Source organism: Kitasatospora sp. NPDC032121 (assembly GCF_055580145.1).
This window is the reverse complement of record NZ_JBVILX010000012.1, coordinates 134,699-158,802: the sequence shown is the minus strand read 5'-3', so window position 1 is coordinate 158,802 and position 24,104 is coordinate 134,699. Positions and strand designations below refer to the sequence as shown.

Genomic DNA, 24,104 nt, shown 5'->3' with positions numbered 1-24,104 from the left:
CCACCGCGGTCGGCGCGGCCCGGCACGCCCGGCGACGCCTGCCCACATTCCTGGAGGTACCCCCATGTCCCGTCGCGACGGTGACGTCCTTCCCCTGACCGCGGCCCAGCGCGAGATCTGGCTGGCCGAGCAGCGTTCCCGGACACCCATCCCCGGCTACCGTGTCGGCGAGTGCCTGGAGATCCACGGGCCGGTGGACCCGGAGCTGTTCGAGACCGCGCTGCGCCGGGCGGTCGGCGAGGTCGACGCCCTGCACGTCACCTTCGTCGACGACGGCGAGGGCCCGCGCCAGGTCCTCCGTGAGACGTGGGACTGGGCGCCGACGCACCTGGATCTCAGCGGGGAAGCCGCACCCCGTGCGGCGGCCATGGCATGGATGGAGCGGGACCTGATGCGCCCGCTGGACCTCGGCCGCGATCCACTGTTCGGCCACGCGCTGATCAGACTGTCGCCGACCGGATTCCTCTGGTACCTGAACTACCACCACGTGGTGCTGGACGCCCTCAGCAGCTCGATGGTCCGGCAGCGGGTCGGCGAGGTCTACTCGGCGCTGGCCGAGGGTGTCCCCGTCCCACCGTCCCCCTTCGGTTCGCTCCGGAACCTGGTCGACAGCGACGCCGCGTACCGCTCGTCCCCGGCCTTCGAGGCTGACCGTGCCTACTGGACCGAGCGCTTCGCGGACCGACCGGAGCCGACGCGGCTGACCGGCACGGCGCCGACGGACCCGCACCGCGCCCTGCGCCTGGCCGAGGAGCGGGAGCTGCGGCGCCCGGAGGCGTTGCGGGCGGCGGCCGGCCGGGCCGGTGTCCGGTGGTCCAGACTGCTGATCGCCGCGACGGCGCTCTACGCGCACCGGCTGAGCGGCATGCGGGACGTCGTGCTGGCCCTGCCCGTCACCGCGCGCCGGGGCGCCGACCGCGACCTGATGTCGGTGCCGGGCACGATGTCCAACGTGGTGCCCCTGCGGCTGACGGTGCGACCGGACATGCCCTGGCGAGAGCTCGTCGCCCAGGTGGCGCGGGAGGTCGAGTCGGCCGTCGCGCACGAGCGCTACCGCAGCGAGGACCTGCTGCGCGACCTCGGCGTGCCCGGCGGCATCGGGACGGCGTTCCCGCTGATCGTCAACATCATGGCCTTCAACTCCAGGCCGAGCTTCGCCGAGCACCCCGCCGACGTGCACCACTTCGTGTCCGGGTCGACCGCCGACCTCGCCGTCTGGGTGTTCGACTACCGGGACGGCAACCCCCCGCTCCTCAGACTCCACGGCGCACCCGAGGCCTACGGCGACGGCGAGCTCGCCGCCCATCAGCAGCGGCTGCTCGCGCTCCTGGACGCCGTCGCGGACTGCGACCAGGACGAGCTGGTGGGCCGGATCGAACTGCTCACCACCGAGGAGCGCGCCGCGCTGACGGCCGTCGGCGCGGGCGCCGAGACTGAGACCCCGGCCGGAAGCCTGGCCGAGGTGTTCGCGGCGCAGGTACGGGCCACGCCGGACGCGACCGCCGTGGTGGGCGGAGACGTGTCGCTGTCGTTCGCGGAGCTGGACGCGCGGGCGAACCGGCTGGCGCACGCGCTGATCGCGCGGGGAGCCGGGCCGGAGCGGCTGGTGGCGGTGGCCCTGCCGCGTTCGGCCGAGCTGGTGGTGGCGATCCTGGCGGTGTGGAAGGCGGGCGCGGCCCACGTCCCGGTGGACCCGGAGTACCCGGCCGCGCGGGTCCGGCACATGCTCGACGACGCCCGGCCGGTCCTGCTGGTGACCGACCTCCGCACCCGGGGCCGGCTGGGCGACATCGGCACGGACGGGTGCCTGGTGCTGGACGACCCGGCGACGGCCGCGCTGGTGGCGGGCAGCCCGGCGCAGGATCCGGCGGTGACCGTCGACCCCCGCCACCTCGCGCAGATCATCTACACCTCCGGCTCCACCGGCCGCCCCAAGGGCGTGGCGACGACCCACGGAGGCCTGCGGAACCTGTACGCAAACCACCGGGCGGCGCTCTTCCCGTCGCCGTCCGACCACCCGGTGCGGGTCGCGTTGACCACGTCGGTGTCCTTCGACGCCTCGTGGAACCAACTGCTCTGGCTTTTCGCCGGCCATCAGCTGCACGTCCTGGACCAGGAGACCTGGACCGACCCGAACGCCTTCGTCGGGTACGCCGCGGGCCGCCGTCTCGACTTCTTCGAGGCCACCCCCTCCTATCTCCAAGTCCTGATCGAACACGGCCTGTTGAGCGATCCGCAGTGGCGTCCGGCGATGCTGGGCTCGGGCGGTGAGGCCGTTCCGGAGCGGCTGTGGGCGCGGCTGCGGGCGGCGGAGGGGGTGTCCTGCACCAACTTCTACGGGCCGACCGAGTGCACCGTGGACGCGGCGATCGCGCCGCTGGCGTCGAGCCCGCACCCGGTGATCGGGCGACCGGTCGCCCATGCCCGGCTGTACGTGCTCGACGGCGCGCTCCGGCCGGTGCCGGCGGGTGTTCCGGGCGAACTGTACGTCGCAGGCGCGGGCGTGGCCCGCGGCTACCTGAACCGGTCGGGGCTGACGGCCGGACGGTTCGTCGCCTGCCCGTTCGGCCCGGACGGCGAGCGGATGTACCGCACCGGTGACCGGGTGCGCTGGGGGGCGGAGGGGAACCTGGAGTTCCTGGGCCGTACGGACGACCAGGTGAAGGTCCGCGGGTTCCGGGTCGAGACGGGCGAGGTCGAGGCCGTGCTGGCCGAGCACCCGGACGTCGCTCGGGCCGCCGTCGTCGCGCTCGCCGAGGACGGGGACATCCGGCTGGTCGCGTACGCAGTGCCGGCCTCCGGCGCCGCCGTGACGGGCTCCGACCTGCGGGCCCACCTGCGGGGGCGGCTGCCGGACCACATGGTGCCGAGCGCGTACGTGACGCTGGACGAGCTGCCGCTGACCGTCAACGGCAAGCTCGACCGGCGCGCGCTGCCGAACCCCGACCCGCAGCCGTCCGCCGCGGGCCGCGCCCCGCGGACGGCGACGGAGCAGTTGCTCGCGGGCCTCTTCGTCGAGGTGCTCGGGGTACCCGAGGCCGGACCGGACGACGACTTCTTCGAGCTCGGCGGGCACTCGCTGCTGGCCGCCCGGCTGGTCGCCCGGGCGCGGTCGGTGCTGGGCGTGGAGCTGCGGTTGGGCGACCTGTTCGACGCACCGACGGTGGCGGAGCTGGCCTCGGCGGTGGACCGCGCGGGCCGGGCCCGCCCCGCGCTCACGCGGCGCGAGCGCCCCGAGGCCGTGCCGCTGTCTTCCGCCCAGCAGCGCCTGTGGTTCCTGCACCGGATGGAGGGCCCGAGCGCGACCTACAACGTGCCGCTGGCGCTGCGCCTGTCGGGGACGTTGGACCGGCGGGCCCTGGAGGCGGCGCTGGCGGACGTGGTCGAGCGGCACGAGAGCCTGCGCACCGTGTTCCCCGCGGCCGACGGCGTGCCGTGCCAGCGGGTGCTGGACCCCGAGGCGGCCCGCCCCGCACTGCCGGTGACCGCGGTCGCCCCGGAGGAGCTGGCGGGCCGTCTGGCCGGGGCGGCCCGGTACGGCTTCGAACTCGCGGTGGAACCGCCGCTGCGCGCCGAACTGTTCGAGTCGGCACCCGACGAGCACGTGCTGCTGCTGGTCGTGCACCACATCGCGGGTGACGGCTGGTCGATGGCACCGCTGTCGCGGGACCTGACCACCGCCTACGCGGCCCGGAGCGCGGGGAGCGCCCCGCAGTGGGCGCCGCTGCCGGTCCAGTACGCCGACTACACCCTCTGGCAACCGGAGCTGCTCGGCGACGCCGCCGAGCCGGACAGCCTGCTGAGCAGCCAGCTCTCCTACTGGTCCGGGCAGTTGGCGGGCCTGCCCGAGCAGGTCGAGCTGCCCTTCGACCGGCCCCGGCCGGCGGCCATGACCTTCCGCGGCGGCCAGGTGCCGGTGCACGTCGACGCCGAGCTGCACCAGGGGCTGCGGACGCTCGCCCGCAGCGGCGGTGCCAGCCTGTTCATGGTGCTCCAGGCCGGTCTCGCGGCCCTCCTGGGCAAGCTCGGGGCCGGCTCGGACATCCCGATCGGCAGCCCGATCGCGGGGCGCACCGACGAGGCCGTCGACGAACTGGTCGGCTTCTTCGTCAACACCCTCGTCCTGCGCACCGACCTCTCCGGAAACCCCTCCTTCGACGAACTGCTGGGACGGGTGCGCGCCACCGCGCTGTCCGCCTACGCGCACCAGGACCTGCCGTTCGAGCACCTGGTGGAGGAGCTGAACCCGACCCGGTCGCTGGCCCACCACCCGCTGTTCCAAACCATGCTGGCGCTGCAGAACGCGCCGACGGGCACGTTCGACCTGCCCGGGCTGCGGGTGACGACCGATCTGGTCCACACCGGTACGGCCAAGTGCGACCTGACCTTCATCCTGACCGAACGGCCGGGGGTGGAGGGGCTGTCGGGCGTGCTGGAGTACAGCACCGACCTGTTCGACGAGGCGACGGCCGCCGGGATCGTCGAGCGCTGGTTGCGGCTGCTGCGGGCCGTGGTGGCCGACCCGGGCCGGCGGATCGGCCTGGTGGACGTGCTGTCCGCCGAGGAGCTCGGGGCACTGCTTCCCGCCGTGGACGCGGCCGAGGAACGGCCGGGGAGCAGCCTGACCGCGCTCTTCGAGCGGCAGGTGCGGGCGAACCCGGCCGCAGTCGCGCTCACCGACGGTGAAATCGCCCTGACCTACGGGGAGTTGAACGCCCGTGCCAACCGGCTCGCGCACGCCCTGATCGAGCGGGGCGCAGGACCGGAACACCTGGTGGCGCTGGCCCTGCCGCGGTCGGCCGAGCAGGTGGCCGCCGTGCTGGCCGTGCTCAAGGCCGGTGCGGCGTACGTTCCGGTGGACCCGCGGTACCCCGAGGCCCGGATCGCCTATCTGCTGGAGGACTCCCGGCCCGCCCTGCTGCTGACGACCGCGGAGTTCGCCGGTCTGCCGGGAGCCGAGCGGGTGGACAGGCTGCTGCTGGACACCGTCGACCTGGACGGCCTGCCCGCCACGGACCCGCGGATCCCGGTCGTCGCCGGCCAGGCGGCCTACGTCATCTACACCTCCGGGTCCACAGGCGACCCGAAGGGCGTCGTGGTCCCGCACCGCAACGTGGTGCGGCTGTTCGGCACCACCCGGGAGCTGTTCGGCTTCTCCGCCGACGATGTCTGGACGCTCTTCCACTCCTACGCCTTCGACTTCTCGGTGTGGGAGCTGTGGGGCCCGCTGCTGCACGGCGGCCGGCTGGTGGTCGTCGACCACGAGACCAGCCGCTCGCCCCACGCGTTCCTGGAACTCCTCGCCCGCGAGCGGGTGACGGTGCTCAACCAGACGCCCTCCGCCTTCTACCAGCTGATGCGGGCGGACCAGGAGGAGGGCCCCGAACTCGCCCTGCGCACCGTGGTGTTCGGCGGCGAGGCGCTGGAGCACGCCCGGCTGGCGAGCTGGTACGAGCGGCACCCCGAGGACGCGCCGCGGCTGGTCAACATGTACGGCATCACCGAGACCACGGTGCACGTCACCCACGCAGCGCTCGACGGCTCCGGGAGCGCCGCCGGACAGATCGGCGCGGCCCTGCCGGACCTGCGTGCGTACGTGCTGGATGCCGGTCTGTGCCCGGTGGCCCCGGGCGTCGTGGGAGAGCTGTACGTTGCGGGTGCGGGGTTGGCGCGCGGCTACCTGAACCGGCCGGGCTTGACTGCCGGCCGGTTCGTCGCCTGCCCGTTCGGTCCGTCCGGGCACCGCATGTACCGCAGCGGCGACCTGGTGCGCCGCCGCGCCGACGGCTCCCTGGAGTACGTCGGCCGGGCCGACGACCAGGTGAAGGTCCGCGGCTTCCGGATCGAGCCGGGCGAGGTCGAGGCGGCGCTCGCCGCCCGTCCGGACGTGGCCCAGGTGGCCGTCGTGGCCCGCCGTGACCGGGCTGACGACACCCGGCTGGTCGCCTACCTGGTACCGGCCGCGGACACCGTGCCGTACCCCGCCGACCTGCGCGGACACCTCGCCGCGCGGCTGCCCGAGCACATGGTGCCCTCGGCGTTCGTGCTGCTGGACGCGCTGCCGCTGACCACCAACGGCAAGCTCGACCGCGCGGCCCTGCCTGCTCCCGGCGTCACCCCGGCCGCCGTCGGCCGCGCGCCGCGCACGCCGCAGGAACAGGTCCTCTGCGAGCTGTTCGCCGAGGTCCTCGGGGTGGCCGGGGCCGGAGTCGACGACAGCTTCTTCGCGCTGGGAGGACACTCCCTGCTGGCGACCCGCCTGGCCGCCCGGGTCCGCGCGACGCTCGGGGTGGAACTGCCGCTGCGCACCCTGTTCGAGTCGCCGACCCCGGCGGGCCTGGCCGCCGCCGTGTCCGCCTCGGCGCCGGCGCGGCTCGCCCTGGCACCGCAACGGCGGCCGGAGAACGTACCGCTGTCGTTCGCACAGCGGCGGCTGTGGTTCCTGGACCAGCTGGAGGGGGCCGGCGCGACCTACAACATCCCGCTGGCGTGGCGGCTGTCCGGCCCGCTCGACCGGTGGGCGCTGAACGCGGCCCTGGCGGACGTGGTCGAGCGGCACGAGAGCCTGCGGACCGTGTTCCCGGTGGCGGACGGCGTGCCGTGCCAGCAGGTGCTGGACGCCGTGGCGGCCCGACCGGTCGTCGCCGTGCGTCGGACCACCGAGGCGGAGCTGCCCGGCCTGCTCTCGGCGGCCGTCGCCCACCGGTTCGACCTGGCAGCCGAACTGCCGCTGAACATGGAGCTGTTGGAACTCGCGGCCGAGGAGCACGTGGTGCTCCTGGTGCTCCACCACATCGCCGGTGACGGCTGGTCGCTCGGCCCGCTGTCGCGGGACCTGACCGGCGCGTACGCGGCCCGCTGCCGGGGCGAGGAGCCGCGGTGGGAGGCGCTGCCGGTCCAGTACGCCGACTACACCCTCTGGCAGCACGAGCTGCTGGGCGACGCCGCCGACGGGAACAGCCCGTTCGCCCGTCAGGCGGCCTACTGGACCGACCGGCTGGCCGGCCTGCCGGAGCAGCTCCGGCTGCCCGCCGACCGGCCCCGTCCGGCGGTCGCCTCGCACCGGGGCGGCTTCGTCCGGGCGGAGCTCGACGCCGAGCTCCACGCCGGCCTGCGGGAGCTCGCCCGGGCGCACGGCAGCAGCCTGTTCATGGTGTTCCAGGCCGGGCTGGCGGTGCTGCTGAGCAAGCTCGGCGGCGGCGACGACATCCCGGTCGGCAGCCCGGTCGCGGGGCGGGCCGACCAGGCCCTGGACGACCTGGTCGGCTTCTTCGTCAACACCCTGGTGTTCCGCACCGACACTTCGGGCGATCCGACCTTCACCGAGCTGCTGACCCGGGTCAGGGAGGAGGCGCTGGCCGCGTACGCGCACCAGGACCTGCCGTTCGAGTACCTGGTCGAGGCCCTCAACCCGGTGCGCTCGCTGGCCCACCACCCGCTGTTCCAGGTCATGCTGGTGCTGCAGAACAACGCCCGGGCCGAGTTCGCGCCGCCCGGCCTGCGGGTCGACGAGGTGGCGGTCAGCACCGAGCGGGCCAAGCTCGACCTGGTCTTCTCGCTGTCCGAACGGCATGCACGGGACGGCGCCCCCGAGGGTGTCGACCTCGTCGTCGACTACGCGGGCGACGTCTACGACCCGGCCACCGTCGAGGCGACGGTCGCGCGCTGGGTGCGGCTGCTCCGGGCGCTGGCCGCCGACCCGGGAGCACGGCTCAGCCGCTTCGGGCTGCTCACCGCCGGGGAGCGTGCCGAGCTGCTGGCGAGCGGCACCGGTGCCCGGCCACGGGGGACGGTTGCGAGCCTGCCGGAGCTGTTCCGCGAGCATGTGAGGGCCACCCCGGACCTCGTCGCGCTGGTGTGCGGGGACGTTTCGCTGACCTTCGCGGAGCTGGACGCGCGGGCGAACCGGTTGGCGCACGCGCTGATCGCGCGGGGAGTGGGCCCGGAGCGGCTGGTCGGGCTGGCCCTGCCTCGTTCGGCCGAGCTGGTGGTGGCGATCCTGGCGGTGTGGAAGGCGGGCGGGGCGTACGTCCCGGTGGACCCGGAGTATCCGGTGGCGCGGGTCCGGTACCTGCTCGATGACGCCCGGCCGGCGCTGCTGGTGACCGACGTCCAGGCCCGGGGCCGGCTGGGCGACGTCGGTGCGGACGGGTGCCTGGTGCTGGACGACCCGGCGACGGCCGCACTGGTGGCGGCCTGCGCGGCGGAGGACCCGGAGGTGACCACCGACCCGGACCACCCGGCCTACGTGATCTACACGTCGGGCTCCACGGGCCGGCCCAAAGGCGTGGTGGCGACCCGCGGCGCGCTGGCGCACCACTTCGCCCATCAGCGTTCGGCGCAGTTCCCGACACCCGACGGGGAACGGCTGCGGGTGGGGCTGACCTCGTCGGTGTCCTTCGACGCCTCCCTGGACCAGCTGTGCGGCCTGTTCGCGGGCCACGAGCTGCACGTCCTGGAGCAGGAGACCTGGACCGACCCGGACGCCTTCGTCGCGTACGCCGTGCGGTGCGGGCTGGACTACGTCGACGCCACCCCGTCCTACCTCCAGGTCCTGGTCGCACATGGGCTGCTGAGCCAACCGCACTGGCGCCCGAGGACGGTCGCCGTGGGCGGCGAGGCCGTCCCGGAGCGGCTGTGGACGCAGCTGCGGGCGGCCGAGGGGGTCACCTGCCTCAACATCTACGGACCGTCCGAGTGCACGGTGGACTCGGTGATGGCGCGGGTGGAGTCGAGCCCGCGCCCCGTGATCGGCCGGCCGGTCGGAAGCGCGCGGCTGTACGTCCTCGACGGCGCGCTCCAGCCGGTACCGGTCGGCGTCCCGGGCGAGCTGTACGTCGCCGGCGCGCGGCTCGCGCGCGGCTACCTGAACCGGCCGGGCCTGACGGCCGGACGGTTCGTCGCCGACCCGTTCGCCTCGGACGGGTCGCGCATGTACCGTACCGGCGACCGGGTGCGCTGGGGCGCCTGGGGGTCCCCCCGGCCGGAGGTCGGGGGAGGGAACCTGGAGTTCCTGGGCCGTACGGACGACCAGGTGAAGATCCGGGGGTTCCGGGTCGAGCCCGGCGAGGTCGGGGCCGTGCTGGCCGCGCACCCGGAGATCGCGGGGGCCGCCGTCGTCGCGCGCACCGAGGGCGACGACAGCAGGCTCGTCGCGTACGTCGTCCCGGCTGCCGGGGCGGCCGTCCGACCGGACGCGCTGCGGGCCCACCTGCGGGATCGGCTGCCGGACCACATGGTGCCGAGCGCGTACGTGACGTTGGACGCGCTGCCGCTGACCGTCAACGGCAAGCTCGACCGGCGCGCCCTGCCGGAACCCGACCGGACCGCGGCCCGTGTCGGGCGGGCGCCGCGGACACCGCAGGAACAGGTCCTCACCGAACTGTTCGCCCAGGTGTTGGGCGTGTCCCGGGTCTGGGCCGACGACGACTTCTTCGAGCTCGGCGGCCACTCGCTGCTGGCCACCCGGCTGGTCGCCCGGGCCCGCGCGGCGCTGGGCGTGGAGCTGGAGCTGCGCTCCCTGTTCCGGACTCCGACCCCGGCGGGGCTGGCCGCCGGTCTGGAGGAGGCCGGCGGAGCCCGGCCCGCGCCGGCCCGCGCCGAGCGGCCCGACCGCGTGCCGCTGTCCGCCGCCCAGCGGCGCCTGTGGTTCCTGCACCAGCTGGAGGGCACGGGACCGACCTACCACATGCCGGCGGCCTGGCGGCTGACGGGCGTCCTCGACCAGGAAGCGCTGCGCGCGGCCCTGGCGGACGTGGTCGACCGGCACGAGAGCCTGCGCACCGTCTTCCCGGCGGTCGACGGCGTGCCGTACCAGCAGGTGCTGGACCCGGGGGCCGCCCGGCCCCCGCTGCCGGTCGCGCAAGCCTGCGAGGCGGACCTGCCGGACCTGCTCGCCGAGGCCCTGGGACGGGGGTTCGACCTGGCCGTCGAGCCCCCCGTACGTGCCGAGCTGTTCGAACCGGCACCGGACGAGCACGTGCTGCTGGTGGTGTTCCACCACATCGCCGGTGACGGCTGGTCGATGGGGCCGTTCGCGCGGGACCTGGCCACCGCGTACGCGGCCCGCTGCCGCGGCGAGGAGCCGCGGTGGTCCGCGCCGCTGCCCGTGCAGTACGCCGACTACACCCTGTGGCATGACCGGCTGCTCGGCGACCGGACCGACCCCGGGAGCCTGTTCGCCCGTCAGTCTGCCTACTGGACAGGCCAGTTGGCCGAGTTGCCGGAACAGCTCCGGCTGCCCGCCGACCGGCCCCGCCCGGCGGACACCTCCTGCCGCGGCGGGCACCTGACGATCGAGGTGGACCCGGAGCTGCACGGCGCACTGGCGCGCCTGGGCCGCGAGCACGGCGCCAGCGTCCACATGGTGCTTCAGGCCGCACTGGCGTCACTGCTGGACAAGCTGGGAGCGGGTACGGACATCCCGGTCGGCAGCCTGATCGCCGGCCGGACCGACGAGGCGCTGGACGACCTGGTCGGGTTCTTCGTCAACACGCTGGTGCTGCGCACCGACACCTCGGGCGACCCGACCTTCGCCGAGTTGCTGACCCGGGTCCGGGAGCAGGCCCTGTCCGCGTACGCGCACCAGGACCTGCCGTTCGACCACGTGGTGGAGGCCCTCAACCCGACCCGGTCGCTCTCCCGGCAGCCGCTGTTCCAGGTCCTGCTCGCGCTGCAGAACATGCCGCGCTCCGACTTCGAACTGCCGGGCCTGCGCGCCGAGAGTCTCCGGCTGCGGCCGCCGACGGCGATGTTCGACCTCTCCTTCCACCTGGCGGAGCGCGACGGCACCGGCGCGGCCGCCGAGGGCATCATCGGCTACGTCGAGTACGCCACAGATCTGTTCGACCGCGCGACGGTGGAGACCCTGGTCGTCCGCTGGCTGCGGCTGCTCGCCGCCGTGACCGCCGAGCCGGACCGGCCGCTCAGCCGGATCGACGTCCTCACCGCCGAGGAGCGCCACGAGCTGCTGGTCGCGCGCAACGACACCGCGGGACCGGCTCCGGCCGAGAGCCTGCCCGCCCTGTTCGAGGCGTGGGTCCGGGCGACCCCGGAGGCGCCGGCGGTGGTGTTCGAGGACACCGTGCTGACCTACCGGGAGCTGAACCGCCGGGCCAACCGGCTGGCGCACGCGCTGATCGCGCGGGGGGTGGGGCCGGAGCAGGTCGTCGCGCTGCGGCTGCCGCGCTCCGCCGAGCTGGTGGTCGCCGTCCTCGCGGTGCTCAAGACCGGTGCGGCGTACCTGCCGGTCGACCCGGACTACCCGGCCGCCCGCATCGCGTACATGCTGGAGGACGCGCGCCCGGCCGTCGTCCTCGACGACCTCGCCGCCGTCACCCCGGCCGGGGAGTGGCCGGAGCACGACCCGGCCGTCGCCGTGGACGCCCGGCACCCGGCCTACGTGATCTACACCTCGGGCTCCACCGGCCGGCCCAAGGCCGTGGTGATGCCCGCCGCCGGCCTGCTCAACCTGCTGGCCTGGCACCACGAGGCCGTCGGCGGCGAACCCGGCACCCGCACCGCGCAGTTCACCGCGATCAGCTTCGACGTCTCGGTGCAGGAGCTGCTCTCCGCGCTGCTGTACGGCAAGACCCTGGTGGTGCCGACCGAGGAACAGCGCCGCAGCGCCGAGCTGTTCGCGCACTGGCTGGACCGGCACCGGGTGGGCGAGCTGTTCGCGCCCGACCTGGTGGTCGAGGCGCTGGCCGAGGCCGCCGAGGAGGCCGGACTGGAGCTGCCGGCCCTCCGACTGATCGCCCAGGCCGGCGAGGCGATGCGCCTCGGAGGTGCGGTGCGCCGCTTCCAGGCCCGCCGCCCTGGCCGGGTGCTGCACAACCACTACGGGCCCGCCGAGACCCATGTGATCACCGCCTACCCGCTGCCGGCCGACCCGGCGGACTGCCCGCTGCCGGTGCCGATCGGCCGACCGATCGCCAACTGCCGGGTGTACGTGCTCGATTCGTCCCTTCGGCCGGTGGCCCCCGGCGTGCTGGGTGAGCTGTACCTGGCCGGCGCGGGGCTGGCCCGCGGCTACCTGAACCGGCCCGGGCTCAGCGCCGCCCGCTTCGTCGCCGACCCGTACGGGCCGACCGGTTCGAGGATGTACCGCAGCGGCGACCTAGTGCGCTGGCGCGCCGACGGGGAGCTGGAGTTCGCCGGCCGGGTGGACGACCAGGTGAAGGTCCGCGGCTTCCGGATCGAGCCGGGCGAGATCGAAGCCGAGCTGACGGCGCACCCGGGCGTCGCCCGGGTCGTGGTCCTCGCCCGCGAGGAGCGGCCGGGCGAGGCGCGCATCGTCGCCTACGTCGTGCCCTCGGTGAAGGGCCCGGCCACCGCCACGACGCTGGCGGCGTACCTGCGCGAGCGGCTGCCGGACTACCTGGTGCCGTCGGCGTTCGTGCTGCTGGACACGCTACCGCTGACGCCCAACGGCAAGCTGGACCGGGCCGCCCTGCCCGCGCCCGCGCCGGTCGGCACGGCGAGCGGCCGGGCACCGCGCACGCCGCAGGAACAGATCCTGTGTGAGCTGTTCGCCGAAGTGCTGGGGCTGCCGCGGGCCGCCGCCGACGACGACTTCTTCGACCTGGGCGGGCACTCCCTGCTCGCCACCCGGCTGGTGTCGCGGGTCCGGGCGACGCTCGGGGTCGAGCTGGAGCTGCGCGCCCTGTTCCGGGCGCCGACGCCGGCCGGTCTCGCGCTCGACCTGGGTGGGGCCGGTGCCGCCCGGCAGGCGCTGGTGCCGAGGCCCCGGCCGGAGCCGATGCCGCTCTCCTACGCGCAGCGCCGGCTGTGGTTCCTCCAGCAGTTCGGGGCGCCCAGCGCGACCTACCACATGCCGCTGGCCCTGCGGCTGCGCGGTGAGCTCGACCGGGAGGCCCTCGGTGCCGCGCTGGCGGACGTGGTGGCCCGGCACGAAACGCTCCGCACCGTGTTCCCGCACGTCGCCGGCATCCCGCGGCAACGGGTCCTGGACACCGGCGAGTTCACCGTCCCGCTCGCGATGCGCACGGCCGGTGCGGCGGAGCTGCCGGCGCTGCTGCGCGAAGCGGCGGTGCGCGGATTCGACCTGACGACCGAGATCCCGCTGCGGGCCGAGCTGTTCGCGATCGCACCGGACGAGCACGTCCTGCTGGTGGTCATGCACCACATCGCGGGAGACGGCTGGTCCCTGGGACCGCTGTCGCGCGACCTTTCCGCCGCCTACGCCGGACGGCGCGACGGCGTCGAGCCCGATTGGGCCGTGCTGCCGGTCAGTTACGCCGACTACACGCTGTGGCAGCGCGAGATCCTCGGTGACGAGGCGGACGCGGACAGCGCGTTCACCCGCCAGGTCGGCTACTGGACCGAGGCGCTGGCCGGGCTTCCCGAGCAGCTCCGGCTCCCGGTCGACCGGCCCCGCCCGGCGGCGGCGACCTACGCCGGTGACTGGATCGACGTCCGCATCGGCGCTGAGCTGCACGCGGCTCTGGTGGGGTTGGCGCGGCGTAGTGGGGCGAGTCTGTTCATGGTGTTGCAGGCGGGGTTGGCGGCGTTGTATTCGCGGTTGGGGGCGGGGTCGGACATCGCGATCGGTTCGCCGATCGCGGGTCGTACGGATGAGGCGTTGGACGAGCTGGTGGGGTTCTTCGTGAACACGCTGGTGCTGCGGACGGACACGAGTGGGGATCCGTCGTTCGTGGAGTTGCTGGGCCGGGTGCGGGAGACGGCGCTGTCGGCGTACGCGCACCAGGACGTGCCGTTCGAGCACCTGGTGGAGGTACTGAACCCGTCCCGGTCGCTGGCCCACCACCCGCTGTTCCAGACGATGCTGGCCGTGCAGAACGCGCCGGGCGGTGACTTCGGTCTGCCCGGGCTGGAGGTCACCGGACTTCCGGTGCCGACCGGTACCTCGCGGCTCGACCTGACCTTCAGCCTCGCGGAGAACCGCCGGTCCGACGGTGCTCCGGCCGGGCTGACCGGCATGGTCGAGTACAGCACCGACCTTTTCGACCGGCGGACCGTCGAGCTGCTGTTCACCCGCTGGACCAGGCTGCTCGCCGGGGCCGTGGCCGACCCGGAGCAGCCGATCGGTGCGATCGACGTGCTCGGCGAGGAGGAGCGCCGCGCCCTGCTGGCGGGTGACGAGCCCGTGCGGGAGGTCCCGGACGGCTCGGTGCCGGCCCTGTTCGCGGCGCGGGTCGCGGCGGCCCCGGAGACCGTCGCGCTGGTGTCCGCCGACGGCGATGAGCTGACCTACCGCCAACTCGACTCCATGGCCAATCAATTCGCGCACTTGCTGAGGGATCGCGGGGTGGGTCCGGAGCAGCTGGTGGCCGTGGTCCTGCCGCGGTCCGTGGAGTGGGTGGTCGCCGTCCTGGGCGTGCTCAAGGCGGGGGCCGCGTACCTCCCGGTGGATCCGGCGTACCCGCGGGAGCGGATCCGTCTCATGCTGGAGGACGCCGCGCCGGCCGTGGTGGTCGACGATCCCGCGCTCGTGCGGGCGACGGAGGGCTTCCCGGAGACCGATCCGGTGGTGGCCCTGGACGTCAGGCACCCGGCGTACGTGATCTACACCTCGGGTTCGACCGGCCGGCCCAAGGGCGTCGTGGTCGGCCACTCCGGCGTGGCGAGCCTGGTCGCCACCCAGGCCGAGCGGCTCGCCGTCGGGGCCGACAGCCGGGTGCTCCAGTTCGCCTCGCCCAGCTTCGACGCGTCGTTCTGGGACCTGTGCAGCGCCCTGCTGACCGGGGCCACCCTGGTGCTGGCCCCGGCCGGGACACCGCTGGAGGCGCTGACCGACCGGCGGCTCGGCGTGACCCACGTGATCCTGCCGCCCTCCGCCCTGGCCGCGCTCGGCGACGACGAGCCCGCGGCCGCCACCCTCGTGGTGGGCGGCGAGGCGTGCCCGCCGGACCTGGTGGCACGCTGGGCGCCGGGCCGCCGGATGGTCAACGCCTACGGTCCAACGGAGAGCACGGTCGCCGCGACGATGAGCGACCCGCTCACGCCCGGGGCGGGCATGCCGCCGATCGGGCGGCCGGTCGTGAACACCCGGGTGTACGTGCTGGACGAGCGGCTGCGGCCGGTGCCGCCGGGTGTGCCCGGCGAGCTGTACGTCGTGGGTGCGGGGTTGGCGCGCGGCTACCTGAACCAGCCCGCTCTGACGGCCGGGCGCTTCGTCGTCTGCCCGTTCGGCCCGGCGGGTGCCCGCATGTACCGCACGGGGGACCTGGTCCGGCAGCGGGGTGACGGCCAGCTGGAGTTCGTCGGCCGGGCCGACGAGCAGCTGAAGGTGCGCGGCTTCCGGATCGAGCCCGGCGAGGTCGAGGCGGCCCTCGCCGAGCACCCCGACGTCGCGCAGGCCGCCGTCCTCGCCCGCGACGACCGGCTCGTCGGCTACGTCGTCCCACGGGTGGCCGCCCGGCTCACGCCGGCGCAGCTGCGCGGGCATCTGCTCGGGCGGCTGCCCGAATATCTGGTGCCGGCCGTCTTCACGGTGCTGGACGCGCTGCCGCTGACGCCGAGCGGGAAGCTGGACCGCGCGGCTCTCCCAGCGCCGGAGGCTACCCGAGGTGGCGCCAGCCGCAGGCCGCGGACTCCGCAGGAGCAGCTGCTCGCCGAACTCTTCGCCGAGGTGCTCGGCCTGGGCGAGGTCGGCGCGGACGACGGCTTCTTCGACCTGGGCGGGCACTCGCTGCTCGCCACCCGGCTGGTCGCGCGGGTGCGGACGGTGCTGGGCGTCGAACTCGGGCTTCGCGTGCTGTTCGAGGCCCCGACGGTGGCCGGGCTGGCCGAGCGCCTCGCCGAGGCCGGTCAGGCCCGCCCGGCGCTGGCCGCCCGGCTGCGGCCGGAGCGGGTGCCGCTGTCCTTCGCGCAGCGCAGGCTCTGGTTCCTGCACCGGATGGAGGGCGCCTCCGCCACCTACAACATCCCGTTGGCCCTGCGGCTCTCCGGCGTGCTGGACCGGGACGCACTGGACCAGGCACTGGCCGACGTCTCGGCCCGGCACGAGAGCCTGCGGACGGTGTTCCCCGAGGTCGACGGCGTGCCCTGCCAGCAGGTCCTGGACCCGGCCGAGGCCCGCCCGCGGGTGCGGGTGGTCGAGGTCGTGGAGGACGAGCTGGCCCGGCGGCTCGGCGAGGCGGCCCGGCGGCCCTTCGACCTGGCGACCGAAGTACCAATGCGGGCCGAGCTGTTCGTGCTCGGGCCGGAGGAGCACGTGCTGCTGGTGGCCGTGCACCACATCGCGGGCGACGGCTGGTCCACCGGCCCGCTGGCGCGCGACCTGGCCGCCGCCTACGCGGCCCGTTGCGAGGGCCGGGGGCCGGACTGGACGGACCTGCCGGTGCAGTACGTCGACTACACCCTGTGGCAGCGCGAGCTGCTGGGCGAACCGGCTGATCCGGGCAGCCGGTTCGCCGAACAACTCGGCTACTGGACCGATCAGTTGGCCGGTCTCCCGGAGCGGATCCCGCTGCCCGTCGACCGGCCCCGGCCGGCCGTCGCCAGCTACCGCGGCGACCAGCTCCGGCTGGAGCTCGGCGCTGAGCTGCACGCGGCTCTGGTGGGGTTGGCGCGGCGTAGTGGGGCGAGTCTGTTCATGGTGTTGCAGGCGGGGTTGGCGGCGTTGTATTCGCGGTTGGGGGCGGGGTCGGACATCGCGATCGGTTCGCCGATCGCGGGTCGTACGGATGAGGCGTTGGACGAGCTGGTGGGGTTCTTCGTGAACACGCTGGTGCTGCGGACGGACACGAGTGGGGATCCGTCGTTCGTGGAGTTGCTGGGCCGGGTGCGGGAGACGGCGCTGTCGGCGTACGCGCACCAGGACGTGCCGTTCGAGCACCTGGTGGAGGTACTGAACCCGTCCCGGTCGCTGGCCCACCACCCGCTGTTCCAGACCATTCTCGCGCTGCAGAACGCCCCGATGGGCGAGCTCGGCCTGCCCGGCCTGCGGGCGGAGACCTTCGCGGTGCCGACCGGGACGGCCAAGTTCGACCTCGGCTTCAACCTGAGCGAGCGGTTCGGCCCCGACGGCAGCCCCGCCGGGATCGTCGGCGGGGTCGAGTACGCCACCGACCTGTTCGACCGGTCCACGGTGGCCGTGCTGGCCCGGCGCTGGACGCTGGTGCTGGAAGCGGTCGCGGCCGATCCGGACCAGCCGATCGGGCACATCGAACTCCTCGACGCCGAGGAGCGGCACGAGATCCTGGAGCGCGGCAACGAGACCGCCCGCGAGGTGGGCGCCGTACCGGTGTCGGACGCTTTCGCGGCACAGGTCGCGGCGACCCCGGACGCCGTCGCACTGGTCTGCGGTGGAACGGAACTGACCTATCGTCAACTGAGCGAGCGGGCAAACCGGTTCGCGCACTCCCTGATCGACCGGGGAGTCGGTCCGGAGCGGATCGTGGCCGTGGCCCTGCCGCGGTCGGTCGAATCCGTGGTGGCCGTCCTGGGCGTCCTCAAGGCCGGGGCCGCGTACCTCCCGGTGGATCCCGCGTACCCGCAGGAGCGGATCCGTCTCATGCTGGAGGACGCCCGCCCTGTGGTGGTGGTCGACGACCCGGCGCTGGTGACGGAGACCTCCGAATGGCCGGAGACCGACCCGGTCGTCCCGCTCGACGTCCGGCACCCGGCCTACGTGATCTACACCTCGGGTTCGACCGGTCGGCCCAAGGGCGTCGTGGTCGGCCACGGCGGCGTAGCGAGCCTGGTCGCCGGGCAGATCGAGCGGTTCGCGATCGAACGCGACAGCCGGGTACTCCAGTTCGCCTCGCCCAGCTTCGACGCCTCGGTGTCGGAGATCTACACCGCCCTGCTGCGCGGCGCCGCCCTGGTGCTGCCCCCGGCGGCCGACCCGGTCGCCGCGCTGGCCGACCCGTCCCTCGCGGTCACCCACGCGACCGTGCCGCCGTCCGTCCTCGCCGCCGTACCGGAACAGTCGGTCACCGTGTCCACCCTGGTGGTCGCGGGGGAGGCGTGCCCGCCGGAACTGGTGGCGCGCTGGGCACCCGGGCGACGGATGATCAACGCGTACGGCCCGACCGAGACGACGGTCTGCGCGACGATGAGTGACCCGCTCGCCCCCGGCTCGGGTGTGCCGCCGATCGGCCGCCCGATCACCAACGCCCGGGTGTACGTGCTGGACGAGCGGCTGCGGCCGGTGCCGCCCGGCGTGCCGGGCGAACTGTACGTCGCAGGCGCCGGGTTGGCGCGCGGCTACCTGAACCGGCCGGCTCCGACGGCCGGGCGCTTCGTCGCCTGCCCGTTCGGCGCGGAGGGTGCGCGGATGTACCGTACGGGCGATGTGGTCCGTCGGCGTACCGACGGCCAGCTGGAGTTCGTCGGCCGGGCCGACGACCAGGTGAAGGTGCGCGGCTTCCGGATCGAGCCCGGCGAGGTCGAGGCGGCCCTCGCCGAGCACCCCGACGTCGCCCAGGCCGCCGTCCTGGCCAAGGACGACCGGCTGGTCGGCTACGTCGTCCCGCGCCAGGACACGGCCCGGGACGGCGGCCTCGAAGCCGATCACGTGGACGAGTGGCGGGACATCTACGATGCCCTGCCCATCACCCCCGGGGAGGCCGACTTCGGGCAGGACTTCCTCGGCTGGAACAGCAGCTACGACGCGAGCCCGATCCCGGTCGACCAGATGTGTGAGTGGCGCGATGCCACCGTGGCCCGCATCCTGGCCCTGCGCCCGCGCCGGGTGCTGGAGGTCGGCGTCGGCACCGGTCTGCTGCTCTCGCAGATCGCACCGCACTGCGAGAGCTACCGGGCGACGGACTTCTCCGCCACCGCGATCGACGCGCTGGCCGCCCAGTTGGCCGGGCAGGACGGTCTCGCCGAGCGGGTCGTACTGGAGACCCGCCCCGCGCACGACACCGACGGACTGCCCGCCGGGGAGTTCGACACCATCGTGATCAACTCGGTGGTGCAGTACTTCCCGTCCGCCGACTACCTCGCCGACGTGATCCGGAAGCTGATGGGGCTGCTCGCCCCCGGCGGCGCGCTCTTCGTCGGTGACGTCCGCAACCTGCGGCTGTTGCGCCCGCTCGCCACCGCCGTCCAGCTGCACCGGGCCGCCGACGGCGCCGACCTGGCGTCCGTGCGGCGGGCGGTGGAGCAGGCGCTCCTCGTGGAAAAGGAACTCCTCGTCGATCCGGACTTCTTCACCGTCCTGCGCGACCGGGACCACGACACCGATGGTGACACCGGCATCGGTGCCGTCCGCGTCGAGGTCAAGCGCGGCCGGCACCACAACGAGCTGACCCGTCACCGCTACGACGTCACCCTGTACAAGCGGCCGGCCGCGCCGGTCGAGCCGCGGGACGTCGCGTGGGGCCGGGACGTCGCCGACCTCACGGAGCTGCGCGACCTGCTCGGCCGTGACGGCACCGGCCCGCTGCGCCTCACGGGCGTGCCGAACCGGCGCGTCGTCCGCGAGGCCGCGCTGGCCCGGGCGGTGCGGAACGGCGACGGCACGCTCGCCGAGCTGCTGGACCGGCTGCACGGTCCGGACGACCCCGGCCTGCCCGACCCGGAGGACTTCCACGCCCTCGGCGAGGACCTCGGCCGCCGGGTGCACCTCACCTGGTCGGCCGGCGCGCCCGACGCCCTCGACGTGCTGTTCGTCGACGGACCGGCCGACGCCCCCGTCGATACCCACCGGCTCTCGCGGCCATCCGGCACCGCGCTGTCCTCGCTCACCAACCGCCCGACCGGCAGCCGCACCAGCGGCGCCCTGATCGGCGACCTGCGAGACCGGCTGCGTGAGCGCCTGCCCGACTACCTCGTGCCCTCGGCCTTCGTCGTCCTCGACGCGCTGCCGCTGACCCCCAGCGGCAAGCTCGACCGCCGTGCCCTGCCCGCCCCCGACCTGGGGGCGGCCGCAGGCGGCCGGGCGCCGCGCACCCCGCAGGAGCAGCTGCTCACCGAGCTCTTCGCCGACCTGCTCGGACTGCCCCGGGTGGGCGTCGACGACAGCTTCTTCGACCTCGGCGGGCACTCACTGCTGGCGACGAGGCTGGCCTCCCGGATCCGGGCCGTCCTCGGCACCGACGTGGAGGTCCGGACGCTCTTCGAGCACCCCACCGCGGCCGCCCTCGCGGCCCGCCTCGACGGCTCCGTCACCCGGCGGCCCGCGCTGACCTCGCGGCCGCGCCCCGAGCTGATCCCCCTCTCCTTCGCCCAGCGCCGCCTCTGGTTCCTCCACCGGATGGACGGGCCGAGCGCCACCTACAACATGCCGCTGGCGCTGCGCCTCGACGGCCCGCTCGACCGGTCGGCGCTGCGGGCGGCCCTCGCGGACGTGTCCGCGCGGCACGAGAGCCTGCGGACCGTCCTGCGCGAGGCGGACGGCGTGCCGTACCAGCACCTGCTGGACGCGGCGCTCCCGGAACTGCCCGTGACCGAGCTCGAAGAGGGGCAGCTGGCAGGCCGGCTCGCCGAGGGCGCTCAGCGCGGCTTCGACCTCGCCGCCGAACCGCCGATCCGCGCCGAGCTGTACGCCCTCGCCCCCGAACGCCACGTCCTGCTGGTCGTGGTGCACCACATCGCCGCCGACGGCTGGTCGATGGGCCCGCTCTCCCGGGACCTGGCGGCCGCCTACGCGGCCCGCTGCCGGGGCGAGGAGCCGCAGTGGTCCCCGTTGCCGGTCCAGTACGCCGACTACACCCTCTGGCAGCGCGACCTGCTCGGTGAGGCCGCCGATCGGGACAGCCTGTTCGCCCGGCAACTCGACTACTGGAAGCAGGAGCTGGAAGGCCTGCCGGACCAGGTCCGGCTGCCCGCCGACCGGCCCCGGCCGGCCGAGGCCTCCCAGCGAGGCGACCGGATCGAGGTCCGCCTCGACGCAGGCTTGCACCGGGAGCTCCGGGACCTGGCCACCGCACACGGCGCCAGCATGTTCATGGTGCTCCAGGCCGGTCTCGCCGCCCTGCTCACCCGGCTCGGCGCCGGCACCGACATCCCCGTGGGCAGCCCGATCGCCGGGCGTACCGACCAGGCGCTGGACGACCTCGTCGGATTCTTCGTCAACACCCTGGTGCTGCGCACCGACACCGGCGGCGACCCCGGCTTCGCCGAACTGGTCGGCCGGGTCCGGCAGAAGGCGCTCGCCGCGTACGCCCACCAGGACGTGCCCTTCGAATACCTGGTCGAGGCCGTGAACCCCGCCCGGTCGCTGGCCCACCACCCCCTGTTCCAGGTCATGCTCGCCCTGCAGAACGCGCCGGAGGGCGAGTTCGCCCTGCCGGGCCTGGAGACCGCCTATCTGGAGGCCCCCACCGGCACCGCGCGGGTCGACCTGACGGTCAGCCTGGCCGAGCGGTACGGGCCGGACGGCAGCCCGGCGGGCGTGCTCGGCGTCGTGGAGTACGCGACCGACCTGTTCGACCCGGACACCGTGGAGCGGCTGTTCGCCCGCTTTGTGCGACTGCTGCGCGCGGCCGCAGCCGAGCCGGACCGGCCGATCGGACGACTCGACCTGCTGTCCGACGAGGAGCGCCACGACCTCCTGGTCGGGTTCAACCGGACCGCGGCCGAACTGCCCGAGGCGGGTCTGCCGGAGCTGTTCGCCCGCCGGGTGGCGGCGACGCCGGACGCGGTGGCGGTCGTCACGGACGGAGCCGAGCTGACGTACCGGGAGCTCGACCGGCGGGCCAACCGGCTGGCCAGGGCCCTGATCGGGCAGGGCGTGCGGCCGGAGACCCCGGTGGCGGTGCTGCTGGAGCGCTCGGCGGACCTCGTCGTCGCGATCCTGGCGATCGTCAAGGCGGGCGGTGCGTACGTCCCGCTCGACCCCCGGTTCCCGTCCTCCCGGACCGACCTGATCGTCCGGGAGACCGGCGCCGCGCTGGTTCTCACCGGGGACGTGCTGACCGCGCTGAGCCGGAGCGAGTCCGACGACTCCGACCCGGAACTCGCGTGTGATTACCAGCAGTTGGCGTACGTGATGTACACCTCCGGCTCGACCGGCCGACCGAAGGGCGTCGGTGTCACCCACCGCGACGTGGCGGCCCTCGCACTCGCCCCGTGCTTCGGCGGTGGCGGGCACGAGCGGGTGCTGATGCACTCGCCGACGGCCTTCGACGCCTCGACGTACGAACTGTGGGTGCCGCTGCTCGGCGGCGGGACGGTCGTCGTCGCACCGCCCGGGCGGCTCGAACTCGACCTGATCGGCGCGGCGGTGGCCGACCACGGGGTGACCGGACTGTGGCTGACGGCCGGGCTGTTCCGGCTGGTGGCCGAGGAGCGGCCTGAGCTGGTCGCCGGGGTCCGCGAGGTGTGGACCGGCGGCGACGTCGTCCCGCCCGCCGCCGTCGCGCGCGTCCTGGCGGTCTGCCCGGACCTCGCCGTGACCAACGGCTACGGCCCGACCGAGACCACCACCTTCGCCGCTCACCACCGCGTCCGCGCGCTCCCCGCCCACGCCGCGACCGTGCCGATCGGCCGGCCGATGGCGGACATGCGGGCGTACGTGCTCGACGCCGCCCTTCAACCCGTGCCCGCCGGCGTGGCCGGCGAGCTGTACCTCGCGGGCACCGGCGTGGCCCGGGGCTACCAGGCCCGCCCCGGCCTGACGGCGGAGCGGTTCGTCGCCTGCCCCTTCCCGACGGGCGGGCCCCTCGCCCCCGACCCGGTGGCAGGGGGGCGTCCCCGGCCCGGTGACGGGCACGGCGGGCGGATGTACCGGACCGGGGACCTCGCCCGGTGGCTGGCGGACGGCACCCTGGAGTTCGTCGGCCGGGCCGACGACCAGGTCAAGCTCCGCGGCTTCCGGATCGAACCCGGCGAGGTCGAGGCCGCCCTCGCCACCTGCCCCGGCATCGCCCAGGCGGCCGTCGTCGCCCGCGAGGACCGGCCCGGCGACCGGCGCCTGGTCGCCTACCTGGTGCCCGCCACCGAGGACGCGCCCGAACCGGACGAACTCGCCCGCCGGCTCGGCCGCGACCTGCCCGACTACATGGTGCCCTCGGCCTTTGTCACCCTCGACCGGCTGCCGCTGACCGCCAACGGCAAGCTCGACCGGGCCGCCCTGCCCGCGCCCGAGTACGGCACAGCGGGCATCGGCCGCGGCCCGCGCACCCCGCAGGAACAGCTCCTGTGTGAGCTGTTCGCCGAGATCCTCGGACGCGAGCAGGTCCGCATCGACGACGACTTCTTCGAACTCGGCGGGCACTCGCTGCTGGCCGCCCGCCTGGTCTCGCGGGTCCGCGAGACCCTGGGCGTCCACGTCGGCCTGCGCACCCTGTTCGAGGCGCCCACCGTCGCCGGCCTCACCGAGCGCCTGGCCACCGGCGATCCCGAGGACGCCTTCGACGGACTGCTGCCGCTGCGCCCCACGGGCAGCCTTCCGCCGCTGTTCTGCGTCCACCCCGGCGGCGGCATCAGCTGGTCGTACTCCGGGCTGCTGAACCACATCGGCCCGGACCGCCCGGTCCACGCGCTCCAGGCGCGCGGCCTCGCCCGCCCCGAGGCGCTGCCCGGCTCGTACGAGGAGATGGCGGCCGACTACGCCGACCAGATCCGCAAGGTCCAGCCCGAGGGCCCCTACCACCTGCTCGGCTGGTCCGCGGGCGGCCTGATCGCCCACGCGATCGCCTGCGAGTTCCAGGCGCGGGGCGAGCGGACCGACCTGCTGGCCGTCCTGGACGCCTACCCGGTACAGGACCTCGACCTCGACGACGTGCCCGTGCCCGAGGAACGGGACATCCTCGTCGGGATCATGGACTGCGATCCGGAGGAGCTCGGCGACGGCCCGCTGACCCACGCCGAGGTCGCCGAGATCCTCGCCCGGCGCGGCAGCGCCCTGGCCTGCCTGGACGAACGGCGTATCGGGGCCGTCGTCGAGATCATGATCAACAATGCCAGGCTCGCGATCGCCCACACCCCGGGCCACTTCGAGGGCGACCTGCTGCTGTTCAACTCCACGATCGACCGCACCGACGACTCGGCCGGCGCCGGGATCTGGCAGCGCTACGTCGCCGGGCGGATCGACTCCCACGACATCACGACCCGCCACGACCGGATGACCCAGCAGGGCTCACTGGCCCAGATCGGGCCGATCCTGGCCGCCCGCCTCGCCGGGACCACCGACGACACCACCATCCCCGATCAGGAGGACTGAC

Annotated in this window: 1 protein-coding gene; it reads left to right on the top strand. The window is 74.4% G+C overall.

Annotation, left to right across the window (positions count from 1 at the left end; translation table 11 throughout):
- Nucleotides 1-64 precede the first annotated feature (64 nt).
- On the top strand, nucleotides 65-24,103 hold the full coding sequence (locus ACZ5OX_RS26595) for a non-ribosomal peptide synthase/polyketide synthase (RefSeq protein ID WP_465633565.1): 24,039 nt from the start codon (nucleotides 65-67) through the stop codon (nucleotides 24,101-24,103).
- Nucleotide 24,104: the final 1 nt, after the last annotated feature.